We start from the raw sequence: 13014 nt of genomic DNA on the forward strand, positions 1-13014 counted from the left end.
GTTTGTTTTGTAAATTAACTACTTAATCAACTAAATTTTAACATTATGAAAAAAATTAATTTATCCATTACTCTCGGTTTTATTTTTATTTTATTTTCCTCTTGTGGTGGTTTAAGAGGAGGTTATTATGGCGGATGCGAAAGTTATAGTTATTCGTATAGCGAATCTGCAATTGCGACAAATGTAGCGTCTAAGTCATCAAGCTCTAAAAGTTCGACTAATTCTGCAACAATGTTGGCTGAATTTAAAAACAATACAACTAAATCTGGTTTTTTTATTGGTTATTATTTTACCGATATTGAATTAGGTGATAAATTTGAATTACAGCCAGAAATTGATTTTGTTTCAATAAAAGATTTAAATCAATTGCAGGTTCCGGTATTAGTGAAATATGAAGTTATTGATAATATTAATGTTTTAGCAGGGCCAAATGTGGGCTATCTTTTAGATGCTCCAGAAGGCATAAAATCGATAAATTTTGGTGTTGATGTTGGTGCAGCTTATACACTTACCGATAATTTTAATATAAATGCAAGATATGGATTTGGCTTGTCAAATTTACTAGATAATCCAGCTGGAGATGCTACTTCAAAATTAAGTGGTTTTCAAATAGGAATAGGCTATCAGTTTTAAACTGCTTTATATAAAATGAAAAAACGAAAGTCTAAGCTTTTGTTTTTTCATTTTTATCTTATCAACTATAATTTTTCTTTTAAATATCTTCCTGTTTCAGATGTTTTTACTTTTGTAATTTCTTCTGGAGTACCGCTAGCTACAAGATTTCCTCCGTTTTCTCCACCTGTAGGGCCAAGGTCTATAATGTAATCGGCACATTTTATTAAGTCTATATTGTGCTCAACTACAATAATAGAGTGTCCTTTTGAGATTAATGCATTAAACGATTTTAAAAGTTTTTGTATGTCGTGAAAATGCAAGCCAGTTGTAGGTTCGTCAAAAATAAAAAGAGCTTTTTCTTTGTTGTTTCCTTTGCCTAGAAACGATGCTAGTTTTATACGTTGAGCTTCGCCACCCGAAAGGGTAGAAGAGCTTTGTCCTAATGTAACATACCCTAAACCAACATCTTGTAGTGGTTGTAGTTTGTTTTTAATTTTTGTTTGCTCGGTAGCTTCAAAAAAAGCAATAGCATCATCAATAGTTAAATTAAGAATATCGTCTATGTTTTTATTAGCAAATGTAACTTCTAGCACTTCTTTTTTAAAGCGTTTGCCTTTACAGGTTTCGCATTCTAAATGCACATCGGCCATAAATTGCATTTCAATTGTTACTTGACCTTCACCTTTGCAAGTTTCACATCGACCGCCATCTACGTTAAAAGAAAAATGCTTCGCTTGGTAGTTACGTATGGCGCTTAGTTTTTGTTTAGAGAATAAGGCGCGAATATCATCGTAAGCCTTTATATATGTAACAGGGTTTGATCTTGATGATCGGCCTATTGGGTTTTGGTCTACAAATTCTATGTGGCTTATATTATTAAAATTGCCTTCAAGAGCTGTAAATTGCCCTGGTTTGTCGCCAAAATCGGTTAGTTTTTTTTGTAGAGCAGGGAAAAGTATTTTTTTTACAAGCGTACTTTTTCCGCTTCCAGATACTCCTGTAATTACAGTTAGCACGCCTAAAGGAAAGCTAACATCGATATTTTTTAAGTTGTTTTCTCTAGCTCCTTTAATATCTACATGGTATTTTGTGGTTCTTCTTGTTTTTGGAACTTCAATTTTTAAATCATCATTTAGGTATTTGGCTGTTAAGGATTCTGAGTTTAAAATATTAGAATAAGTGCCTTTGGCAACTACATGCCCGCCAAATGTGCCTGCTTCTGGGCCAATATCGATAATACTATCGGCGGCTTTCATGATATCTTCGTCGTGTTCAACTACAATAACTGTGTTTCCTAAATCGCGTAGAGATTTTAAAACCGATATTAGTTTTTCTGTGTCTTTTGGGTGTAAGCCAATACTAGGCTCGTCTAAAATATACATAGAGCCAACTAAACTACTTCCTAAAGATGTTGCTAGGTTTATACGTTGACTTTCTCCACCAGATAAGGTGTTCGATTTTCTGTTTAGTGTTAAGTAATCTAAACCTACGTTTGCAAGAAAAGATAGTCTGTTGTTTATTTCTTTTAGTAATCTATTAGCAACTTTATTGTCGTAGTCGTTTAGTTTTAATTGATTAAAGAATTTTGCTAGTTTGTTTAGAGGCATTTCAACTAAATCGGTTATAGTTAAGCCGTTTATTTTTACATAATTAGCTTCTTTGCGTAAGCGTTTGCCTTGACAAGCTTTGCATTTTGTTTTTCCTCGGTACCGAGATAGCATAACTCGGTTCTGGATTTTGTAAGCTTTAGATTCTAGCTCTGCAAAAAAAGAATTTAAGCCTTCAAAGTATTTATTTCCTGTCCAAACAAGTTGTTTTTGTTCGTTAGTCAATTCAAAATATGGTTTATGAATAGGAAAATTAAACTTATGAGAGTTGTTAACTAGTTGATCTTTATACCAGCTCATGCTTTCTCCGCGCCAAGGAAAAATAGCATTTTCGTAAACCGAAAGCCCAGTATTAGGAATAACTAAATCTTCGTCTATACCAATAATATCTCCATAACCTTCGCATTTAGGGCAAGCTCCGTAAGGATTGTTAAAACTAAATAAATGAATATTTGGCTCAAGAAAATTAATGTTATCTAACTCAAATTTATTGCTAAACGGGTGTTGTTTATTATTTTTTAATGTTTCAATTATACAAGTGCCTTTGCCTTCAAAAAAGGCTGTTTGTGTAGCATCGGCTAATCGGTTATAAAAATCTTCTTCGTTTTTTGTAATTACTCTATCCACAACCAGTAAAAGTAAATCGCTTTTAGAAATTGTTTTAGCTTCATCAATTCTTAAAACAGTATTATTAACTTTTATTCTGGCGTAACCTTGTTGTTGTAAGGCTTTAAGCTTGTCTTCAATAGATCGCCCTTCTTCTATGTGTATAGGAGAAAGCAATAATAGTTTTTCGCCTTCTTCAAATGTTTTTATATAGTTTAAAACATCTGTTACGGTATCTTTTTTCACCTCTAATCCAGAAATAGGCGAGTATGTTTTTCCTATTCTTGCAAACAATAATTTTAAATAGTCGTAAATTTCAGTAGTTGTACCTACTGTTGAGCGCGGATTGGTAGAGTTTACTTTTTGTTCAATCGCAATAGCAGGAGCAATGCCTTTAATGTACTCTACTTTTGGTTTGTTTAATCGTCCTAAAAACTGTCTGGCGTAACTCGATAAACTTTCTACATAACGTCGTTGTCCTTCTGCGTAAAGAGTATCGAAAGCTAAACTGGACTTGCCAGAGCCCGATAATCCTGTTATAACGACTAATTTATTTCTAGGGATAACAACATCTATATTTTTTAAGTTATGCAATTTCGCACCCTTAATAATAATGTTTTCTTTGGGGTTTGCTTCTAAAATAGGGGTGTTCATAGGTGTTTTAAAGAGATATTTCCACAAAGATAGCATAAGTGAGCGAGCATAAAAAATTACCTTTTATCGAATAATTTGTTAAAAAAAGATGTGTTTTTTTGTTTTTTAGGAATGATTGTTGTTATATTTGAACTTATAATAACTTCAAACACACGCATCTATAGCATAAAATTACTTTTAAACTTAATAACCCCAAGCAACGAAGTGTATACTTCGTGCATTAAAAGTAAACATTATGCAACGAGAACTAATAACAGATGCAATTCTAGTTAGTAATTACATTAAGGGAGACGAAAGTGCTCTAGAAATTTTAATTAAAAGACACAAACAAAGGGTTTATAGCTTTATATATTCGAAAGTATATGATAAGGATGTTGCCGAAGATATTTTTCAAGACACATTCATTAAAGTTATAAGAACTTTAAAACGAGGTGCTTATAATGAAGAGGGGAAGTTTTTACCTTGGGTAATGCGTATTTCTCATAATTTAGTGATTGATTATTTTAGAAAGAATAATCGTATGCCAAAATTTGATAATACTGGAGAGTTTAGTATTTTTTCGGTATTAAGTGATACCAGTTTAAATGCAGAGAAAAACATTATTAAAGAACAGGTTGAAAATGATGTAAGACGATTGGTTGATGAACTTCCAGACGACCAAAAAGAAGTGTTGCTAATGCGTATTTATAACGATATGAGTTTTAAGGAAATTTCCGATAGAACAGGGGTTAGTATTAATACGGCGTTAGGAAGAATGCGTTACGCATTAATTAATTTGCGTAAAATTATAGATAAACATAATATTGTTTTAACAAATTAATACAATAAAGTAAATATTGTTACGTTTTCTATTTTGAAATAACCCTATAAATAGAAAAAATGGCAAAAATTTACTCTGAAAATTCTATAAAAAATATAGAAAATCTTGAGCCGAGAGAAGAAACGGTTAATTTTCTTCTAAATTACTCTAAGGCATTAAGTGTTATAAAGTGTAATAAAATGAAGTTTGAAACGCTTCTTAATTAAGTTTTCTAAAAAAAAAAGTCTTGATGTTTTTAATATCAAGACTTTTTTGTTTTGTAATACTCATCAATAACAGATTTTCTACCTATAGTTTTAGTAATAACGTCTTTTTCTAAATTCCAACCACGAGCTGGCGAATATTCTCTACCATACCAAATAATTTGTAAATGCAAATCATTCCATAATTCTCTAGGAAATAATCTTTTAGCATCTTTTTCGGTTTGGGTTACATTTTTTCCGTTTGTTAAATTCCAGCGATACATTAGTCTATGAATATGGGTGTCGACCGGGAAAGCAGGAACTCCAAATGCTTGAGACATAACAACACTAGCTGTTTTATGGCCTACAGCTGGTAATGCTTCTAGAGCTTCAAAACTTTCTGGAACCTTTCCGTTGTGTTTTTCAATTAAAATTTTTGATAACCCGTATATGCCTTTACTTTTCATTGGCGATAGGCCGCATGGTTTTATAATTTCTTTTATGTCTTCAATAGACATTTTAATCATATCAAACGGATTGTCTGCGCGTTCAAATAATAAAGGTGTTATTTTGTTAACCCTTACATCTGTACATTGTGCAGATAGTAAAACAGCAATTAAAAGTGTGTATGGGTTTTTATGGTCTAAAGGTATTGGTATTTCTGGATATAGTTTGTAGAGTGTATTAATAACAAAGTTTACCTTCTCTTGTTTAGTCATAAATTGTATTTTTGTTAAAAATCAAAGTTAATACTATGAATACATTAAAGCAAGGTGATGCCGTTCCTAATTTTACGGCTAAAGATGAGCAAGGAAATACAGTTTCATTAAGTGATTATAAAGGAAAAAAGCTAGTTGTGTTTTTTTATCCAAAAGCAAGTACGCCAGGGTGTACGGTAGAAGCTTGTAATTTAAGAGACAATTATAAAGAGCTTCAGGCTCAAGGTTATGAGTTGTTAGGTGTTAGTGCAGATTCTGCAAAGCGCCAAACAAATTTTAAGAATAAATACGATTTTCCTTTTCCGCTTTTAGCAGATGAAGATAAAACGGTTATAAATGCTTTTGGGGTTTGGGGGCCAAAAAAGTTTATGGGAAGAGAATACGATGGTATTCATAGAATGACTTTTTTAATTAATGAAGAAGGTGTTGTAGATCGTGTTATTGAAAAAGTAAAAACTAAAGATCATGCAGCTCAAATATTAGGCTAATACTAGCATATTTAGATAATTTATTGTAAAAAAAAAGGCTATTTAGTTAAATAGCCTTTTTTGTATTTTATTTTTTCTTGGTTGTTCTTCGTCTACTAAGTGTTAAAGGTCTTCTGGTATATCCAAAAAGTCTATAGTCTTTAATTAGCTCTGCAGTTCCTTCGGGAACCATATCTTCCCAGCCTTTTTCGCCTTCACATATCATTCGTAATATTTCTCTTGAAAATATATTCATAATACTTTCGTCGTAATCTTCAATGTCAATTACTTTTCCGTTGTATTTAAAGAATTTGTATAGTTCTTTCATACGCGGATATACTTTTAAATTTTCACTATTAATTAGCTCGCCTGTTTCAGGATCTTTCATGGGGTATAGGTAAACTTTTAAATCTTTAAAGAATAGTTTACCGAAAGCTTCAAGTATACCTCCGCTCATATGGCGGTAATATTTTTCATCAAAAATATCTACTAGGTTACTAACCCCCATGGCTAAGCCCATACGTGCTTTAGTATAGTTAGAAAAATACTCAACAACCTTAAAGTACTCCTGGAAATTAGAAATCATAACAGATTGTCCTAGAGCGCATAGTAAATCTGCTCTATCAATAAAATCTTGCTCATCAATCTCACCTTCTGCCCTTAGGTTGGATAGTGTTATTTCAAAAACCACAACGGTTTTATCTTCATCAACCTTATTTTCTTTAATAAACATTTCGTATGATTTCTCATACATTTCCATGTTAACTTTGGTTACAGGTCTAAAACTTCCGCGTAGCGCAAGAATGTTTTTCTTGTAGAATACTCTTGCTGGTAGTACGTTTGTGCCATCCGGCCCAAACATTACAGCATCGGTCATACCATTTTTAACCAATTGCAAGCTCATTAATCTGTTATCGATGTTTTCAAAAACAGGGCCTGAAAAATTTATGGTATCAATTTCTATTTGGTCTTTATCTAAATGGTCGTACAAATACCTTAGTAGTTTTTTAGGTTCGTTGTATTTGTAAAAAGCCCCGTAAATTAAATTGGTTCCTAGTACACCAAGGGTTTCTTGCTGTAATCTAGCATCGGTTTCTTTAAATCGAACGTGTAAAATTATCTCGTTGTATTCGGCTCCTGCTTCTACTTGATATTTAATTCCTACCCAACCATGGCCTTTAAATTGTTTAGCAAAGTCTATAGTTGCTACAGTATTGGCGTAGGTGAAAAATATTTTATTCGGATTTTTCTCGCGAGTTAATCTATTTTCCATTAAATCCATCTCGTGAGCAAGCATTTTTCTTAAACGTGCTTCGGTTACATAACGTCCGTCATCTTCAGCTCCATATATAGCATCACTAAAGTCTTTGTCGTAAGCAGACATAGCTTTTGCTATGGTTCCAGAGGCGCCACCGGCTCTAAAAAAATGACGGCAAGTTTCTTGACCTGCTCCAATTTCAGCAAAGGTTCCGTATATGTTTTCGTTTAAATTAATACGAAGTGCTTTTGATTTTAACGACGGAATATCGTCAAACTCTCTATCTCCTGTAATGGTGATTTCCATATGTTTTTATAGGTTACGTCTTGTGTTTACAAAGGTACCAAATAACTAGAGTAAACAAAAAAATAAACTTATTTTTGTGTAAAACTTAAGATTTTTGAAAATTACATTTCTTGGTACTGGCACATCTCAAGGTATTCCTATTATTGGGAGTAATCATCCGGTTTGCTTAAGTAAAAACCCAAAAGATAAACGCTTACGTGTTTCGGTTTTGGTAGAGTGGAGCGACTTTACTTATGTGGTAGATTGTGGTCCAGATTTTAGATATCAAATGCTAAGAGCTAATGTAGAAAGAATAGATGGTATCTTGTTTACTCATGAGCATTCCGATCATGTTTTGGGGTTGGACGATATAAGACCTTTTTATTTCAGGCAAGGAGGTGTGTCTATTTATGCTCATAAACGGGTTGTGAAATCTATTAAAAAGCGATTTGATTATGTTTTTAAAAAGAAAAATAGGTATCCAGGGGCGCCAGAAGTTGTAATAAATAAGGTGAAAAATAAACCTTTTAAATTAGGCGATATAGAAGTTGTGCCGGTTAACGGCAGGCATAATAAGTTGCAGGTTTTTGGGTTTAAGTTTGGCGATTTTGCTTATCTAACAGATATGAAAACTGTGAAGGATGAAGAGATTAAAAAAATAAAAAACATTAAGGTTTTAGTGGTAAACGCTTTGCGTATACAGCCGCATCAATCGCATTTTAATCTAGAGGAAGCTTTAGAGTTTATAAAAAAAGTTAATCCAGGAAAAGCATATTTAACACACATAAGTCATTTATTAGGTTTTCACGATGATGTGGAAGCTATGTTGCCAGAAAATGTATTTTTGGCTTATGATGAATTAAAAATAATAGTATAAAAAGAAAAAAATGAAGCAAAGAATTTTTATGTATTTATTTGTGTTTACAGCATTGTTAGTATTGTTTCAATATGTAAACTCTAAACGAATTTTTGAAGATATTGATAAAAAATTAGCGACTAGTGAATCTCAACTTGAAAAGTATAAGGATTCTGTTGCGGTTTTACATAATGAAATTCTAGAGGTTTCTCATTTTAATTTAGATAGAAACGAAGATGCTATTAGTTATTTTGAAAATGACGGGTATGAAGTAGCAGAATTAATCCCTTTTATAAAAGACGAGCTTTACAAGTTAAATGAAGTAAAAGGAGAGCATCCTATAGTGCCTTATGCGGCAAGCCAAGGAAGAAAAATGCTTATAAATACAGTAAAAATGCTAAACCATAAATGGATTATAGCAGATTTTTCGGACGGCGAATATTGGGGGGAGATTTTTTTAACTTATGAAATAACAGATAAAAAAGAGTTGAAATTTAATTTAGTAGAATATTTCTTGTATCCTTTTAATTAGTTAATTCTATAAGCAACACCTTTTTCTTTTCTTTTCTTTTCTCCTTCGTTAAAGGAAGCTTTGGCGTATTCGAAAGTGTACGAGCTATCTGTTGTGGTCAGTATTTTCATGTGTATTGGATCCTTCTCAGAAATTGACACAGGATTAACTTTGTAAAGTATAAATTCGCAATCGTTTATCCATTTTACCTCAGAGCTGTCAATTTTGTTATCGTAAAAATTAATGCTGTAACGCTCGGTTCTTTTAAAGTCGCCGCTTTTAGCAATGCCGTTTACCATATAATTAAACCTAAATGTACCCGTTCTGTAATCTTTACAATTTCTAGTGGTTTCGTAACAGCTGCACAAACTCAATAAAGCTAGAATAAAAATATATCGCATAACACAAAAAAATAAATTACAAAGCTAATAAACTAAGTTGTTAATTGTTGTAGTTTTTAAAACTTCCGTCAGAATAAAAAATAACAATGCGCTCGATGGTTTTGTCGTTCCTCATTTCTGTGATTATCTCTTTTTTAATTACATCATTAGTTTGTATTGGTTCTTTTTTGGGTTTTTCAACTTTCTCTTCAGAAGGGAAATTACCTTTACCATTAAAAAGCCAATATAAATCTACCTCGGGATAGGCGGAAAGAATTTTTAAAATAAAGTCTAAGCTTGGCTTATTTCTTCCTGATAAAATATGAGAAATACTAGAACGTTGTACTCCAATTTTTTCGGCAAAGGAAGAAGCAGATTCACCATAATGTGTTATTACGCTTTGTAGTCTTTTAATAAAATCAGCTGTGTTTATCAATGTAAAAAAAACAATTATGGCTTTATGTTACAAATGTAACAATATAAATTGAAACATGGCATTATATTGTTTAAAATTTAGTATTCATATGAATTTAAACTTCATATAGAGATAATTAACATGTTGAATATCAATAATTTTTATTAATTAAATATAAACGTGTTGTTTTTGGTAAACATTTTAGTGTTTAAGTATGTTTTTGTGTATACAAATGTATACTAAATAGAATTAAATATTGTTTACAAATGTAAATTTGTAAATGTTTACTTTTGTAACCTAAAAAAAAATCATGCAATTAAACCACATTAAAGATCTGTTTATAAAACATAAAGAATCTAGCTTATCGCATCGCTATATAACGAACAAAAGTATAGAGCCGTTATTAAAAAAAATATCTAAATTAGTAACTGTTGAAGTTGTTGGCGAGTCGGTTTTAAAATCCCCGATTTATGGTTTAAGAATTGGCAAAGGAAAAAAAAGAGTTTTAATGTGGTCTCAGATGCACGGAAACGAATCTACTACAACAAAGGCTTTGTTTGATCTTTTAAAAGCTCTTTTAAGCAAAACCTCTGGGCTTGATTATATTTTAGAGGCTTGCACTTTATATATAATACCAATTCTTAATCCAGATGGAGCTTTGGCTTATACACGAATAAATGCTAATAAGGTAGATTTAAATAGAGATGCGCAAAATTTAACCCAACCAGAAAGTTTGGTATTGCGTAACTGTTACAAAGATTTTAAACCTCACTTTTGTTATAATTTACACGGGCAGCGTACTATTTTTAGTGCAGGCACTTCAAATAAATCAGCTACGGTGTCTTTTTTAGCTCCAGCTCAAGACCAAGCATGTTCTATTACGGTTACAAGAAAGAAAGCTATGGAGGTTATAGGGATTATGAATAAAGCATTACAACATATTATACCAAATCAAGTTGGAGTTTATGATGATGCATTTAACTTAAATTGTATTGGAGACACATTTCAAAGTGAAAATGTACCTACAATATTATTTGAAGCAGGGCATTTTGCTAACGATTATGCTCGTGAGGTAACTCGCGAGTTCATTTTTACATCTTATATTACATCTCTAGATTATATAGCTAGAACAACAGTTACGGGTAATAATTATAAAGCATATTTTGATATACCTGAAAACGATAAATGCTTTTTTGATGTTATTATTAGAAACGCTAAGGTGGATGGCAAAATTGTCGATATTGGTATTCAATACCAAGAACGTTTAACTAACAATAAGGTAGAGTTTATTCCTAAAGTAGAAAAGATAGAAAAACTGATTGGCTTTTATGGTCATAAAGAGGTTAATGCTAATGAAAAAGAAATTTTTACAGCAGAAGAAAATATGTTAACTATAGGTTACGAAAACGTTTTCGTAATATTGAATAATGAAAAAATATTGCTATTATCGAAATAAAACCTATTAATTGTGCTTTATTTTTAATAAAAATGTATTAATTTTGCCTCATATATAAGAATAGTTAATTATGGGAAAAATTAAATTAGACGAAATCGATCATCAAATTCTTGATATGTTAATAGATAACACAAGAATTCCATTTACAGATATCGCAAAAAAATTATTAATATCTGCAGGTACTGTTCATGTACGTGTTAAAAAAATGGAAGAAGCCGGAATAATTAAAGGATCTTCATTGATGTTAGATTATAAAAAATTAGGATACTCTTTTATTGCATACGTAGGTGTTTATCTTAATAATACCTCGCAAACAAAATTTGTTTTAGAGCGCATTAATGAGATTCCTTATGTTACTGTGGCCCATATAACTACAGGTAAGTTTAATATTTTCTGTAAGATTAGAGCAAGAAGTACAGAGCATGCTAAAGAAGTTATCTTTTTATTAGACGATATAGAAGGTGTTTACAGAACAGAAACTATGATTTCTCTTGAAGAAAGTATTAACGATAAAAAACGTTTAATGCATTCTATATTTAATGATATGTAATGTGTTGCATTTATTATAGTATTAAATAAAAGCCCTTTTTTTGAGGGCTTTTTAATTTTGTATAAACGTTTATAACATGTGTTTTAATTATTGTAGATTACGGTGTTATTTTGGTTATTTAAAGATTTTTTTTGATGATTAAATTGTCATAAAAGATATTTGTTTTTTTTAGTTTAATAATTTAGTAAAGCCCTAATATGTATTTCAATTCAGTAGAGTTTTTTATATTTTTACCTATAGTTTTTATTTTATACTGGTTTGTTACTAACAAAAAGTTAAATTTTCAAAATGCGTTAATAGTTTTAGCGAGTTACGTTTTCTATGGTTGGTGGGATTGGAGGTTTTTATCTTTAATAGTATTTAGTTCATTAGTTGATTTTAGTATTGGGCTTTTATTAAAAAAGGAAGAAAAACTATCTAAAAGAAAACTTTATTTATGGACTAGTATATGTGTTAATGTCGGCTTTTTAGCTTTTTTTAAGTACTGTAATTTTTTTATAGAAAGCTTTGTTGATTCATTCTCATTTTTTGGAAAAGAACTGCAAGTAAATACGCTTAACATAGTTTTACCAGTTGGAATTAGTTTTTATACTTTTCAAACTTTAAGTTACACTATTGATGTGTATAACAAGAAATTAGATCCTACAAACAATATAATTTCTTTTTTGGCTTTTGTTAGCTTTTTTCCGCAATTAGTTGCTGGACCTATAGAACGGGCTACAAATTTGCTTCCGCAATTTTATAAAAAGAGAAACTTTAATTATGAAAATGCAGTAGATGGGTTACGTCAATCGCTTTGGGGATTATTTAAAAAAATTGTAATTGCCGATAATTGCGCTAAATACGCAAATATTATCTTCAATAATTCTGATGATTATTCAGGGAGCACGTTGTTTTTAGGCGCCTTTTTATTTGCATTTCAGATATATGGTGACTTTTCAGGGTATTCCGATATAGCAATAGGTATTTCTAGATTGTTTGGGTTTAATTTAAAGCAAAATTTTGCTTTCCCATATTTTTCTAGAGATATAGCAGAATTTTGGAGAAGATGGCATATATCATTATCTACTTGGTTTAGAGATTATGTTTATATACCGTTAGGTGGAAGTAGAGGAGGTACATGGATGAAAATTAAAAATACATTTATTATATTTTTAGTAAGCGGCTTTTGGCATGGGGCAAATTGGACATTTGTGATTTGGGGGTTTTTAAATGCGCTATATTTTTTGCCATTAATGCTAACTAATAAAAATAGAGTAAATACAAACATTGTAGCTCAAGGAAAGCATTTTCCAAGTTTAAAAGAAGTTATACAAATGTTCACTACGTTTTTTATAACTATAATTGCCTGGGTGTTTTTTAGGGCAAATTCTGTTGAACATGCATTTTCATTTATAAAAGGAATTTTTTCGATTGAGCTTTTTACAATGCCGGAAGTTTTACCAAGCACAGTATTAGTACTTATATTAATGTTTTTAATTGTAGAGTGGTTTGGAAGAAATGGTCAGTATGCTATTGATAGGATTGATAGTTTTAACAAGCCAATTAGATGGTCTATCTATTGTTTGTTAATTGTACTAATGTTTAGATTTACAGGAGAAGAACAAGCGTTTATATATTTTCAATTTTAAGT

The 13014-nt window shown here is 31.1% G+C and carries 13 protein-coding genes; 8 read left to right on the forward strand and 5 right to left on the reverse strand.

What is annotated here, in order from left to right; genetic code table 11:
* Positions 1–45: 45 nt before the first annotated feature.
* Entirely contained in the window at positions 46–633 is a 588-nt protein-coding gene (locus tag ACNG5D_RS07625) for a porin family protein (RefSeq protein ID WP_418182903.1), read from the forward strand.
* A 65-nt stretch (positions 634–698) separates the two neighbouring features.
* Here ACNG5D_RS07625 and uvrA read toward each other — a convergent pair whose 3' ends face one another.
* The gene (gene uvrA / locus ACNG5D_RS07630) at positions 699–3482 is read right to left on the reverse strand and encodes an excinuclease ABC subunit UvrA (protein ID WP_418182904.1); all 2784 of its coding nucleotides are present in this window, start codon (positions 3480–3482) and stop codon (positions 699–701) included.
* A gap of 235 nt (positions 3483–3717) precedes the next feature.
* On the opposite strand from uvrA, the gene ACNG5D_RS07635 reads away from it, so the two are divergent.
* Positions 3718–4302, forward strand: a complete 585-nt coding sequence (locus ACNG5D_RS07635; RefSeq protein WP_418182905.1) for an RNA polymerase sigma factor — start codon at positions 3718–3720, stop codon at positions 4300–4302.
* A 241-nt stretch (positions 4303–4543) separates the two neighbouring features.
* Here the strand turns inward: ACNG5D_RS07635 and ACNG5D_RS07640 are convergent, their stop codons facing one another.
* Positions 4544–5203 (reverse strand): endonuclease III domain-containing protein, encoded by a 660-nt coding sequence (locus ACNG5D_RS07640; protein ID WP_418182906.1) that lies wholly within the window; start codon positions 5201–5203, stop codon positions 4544–4546.
* Positions 5204–5238: 35 nt separating this feature from the next.
* On the opposite strand from ACNG5D_RS07640, the gene bcp reads away from it, so the two are divergent.
* On the forward strand, positions 5239–5691 hold the full coding sequence (gene bcp, locus ACNG5D_RS07645) for a thioredoxin-dependent thiol peroxidase (RefSeq protein ID WP_418182907.1): 453 nt from the start codon (positions 5239–5241) through the stop codon (positions 5689–5691).
* A 67-nt stretch (positions 5692–5758) separates the two neighbouring features.
* Here bcp and ACNG5D_RS07650 read toward each other — a convergent pair whose 3' ends face one another.
* Positions 5759–7234: a TonB-dependent receptor gene (locus ACNG5D_RS07650; protein WP_418182908.1), complete on the reverse strand. Its 1476-nt coding sequence runs from the start codon at positions 7232–7234 to the stop codon at positions 5759–5761.
* 94 nt (positions 7235–7328) lie between these two features.
* Between ACNG5D_RS07650 and ACNG5D_RS07655 the strand changes: the two genes are divergently transcribed.
* On the forward strand, positions 7329–8090 hold the full coding sequence (locus ACNG5D_RS07655) for an MBL fold metallo-hydrolase (protein ID WP_418182909.1): 762 nt from the start codon (positions 7329–7331) through the stop codon (positions 8088–8090).
* Between the two features lie 10 nt (positions 8091–8100).
* Positions 8101–8601 (forward strand): hydrolase, encoded by a 501-nt coding sequence (locus tag ACNG5D_RS07660; RefSeq protein ID WP_418182910.1) that lies wholly within the window; start codon positions 8101–8103, stop codon positions 8599–8601.
* On the opposite strand, the gene ACNG5D_RS07665 is transcribed toward ACNG5D_RS07660, so the two are convergent.
* Together ACNG5D_RS07665 and ACNG5D_RS07670 are read right to left on the reverse strand one after the other, a co-directional pair.
* Entirely contained in the window at positions 8598–8981 is a 384-nt protein-coding gene (locus ACNG5D_RS07665; protein ID WP_418182911.1) for a hypothetical protein, read from the reverse strand. The genes ACNG5D_RS07660 and ACNG5D_RS07665 overlap by 4 nt on opposite strands.
* A gap of 40 nt (positions 8982–9021) precedes the next feature.
* On the reverse strand, positions 9022–9396 hold the full coding sequence (locus tag ACNG5D_RS07670; RefSeq protein WP_418182912.1) for a helix-turn-helix domain-containing protein: 375 nt from the start codon (positions 9394–9396) through the stop codon (positions 9022–9024).
* Between the two features lie 289 nt (positions 9397–9685).
* On the opposite strand from ACNG5D_RS07670, the gene ACNG5D_RS07675 reads away from it, so the two are divergent.
* The 3 genes from ACNG5D_RS07675 (at position 9686) to ACNG5D_RS07685 (ending at position 13012) form a co-directional block, all read left to right on the forward strand.
* On the forward strand, positions 9686–10831 hold the full coding sequence (locus ACNG5D_RS07675; protein WP_418182913.1) for a M14 family zinc carboxypeptidase: 1146 nt from the start codon (positions 9686–9688) through the stop codon (positions 10829–10831).
* Between the two features lie 70 nt (positions 10832–10901).
* On the forward strand, positions 10902–11381 hold the full coding sequence (locus tag ACNG5D_RS07680; protein ID WP_300338133.1) for an Lrp/AsnC family transcriptional regulator: 480 nt from the start codon (positions 10902–10904) through the stop codon (positions 11379–11381).
* A 197-nt stretch (positions 11382–11578) separates the two neighbouring features.
* On the forward strand, positions 11579–13012 hold the full coding sequence (locus tag ACNG5D_RS07685) for an MBOAT family O-acyltransferase (RefSeq protein WP_418182914.1): 1434 nt from the start codon (positions 11579–11581) through the stop codon (positions 13010–13012).
* Positions 13013–13014 lie beyond the last annotated feature (2 nt).

Origin of the sequence: Algibacter ulvanivorans, from assembly GCF_048381495.1 — a bacterium.
Lineage (GTDB): Bacteria > Bacteroidota > Bacteroidia > Flavobacteriales > Flavobacteriaceae > Algibacter_B > Algibacter_B ulvanivorans.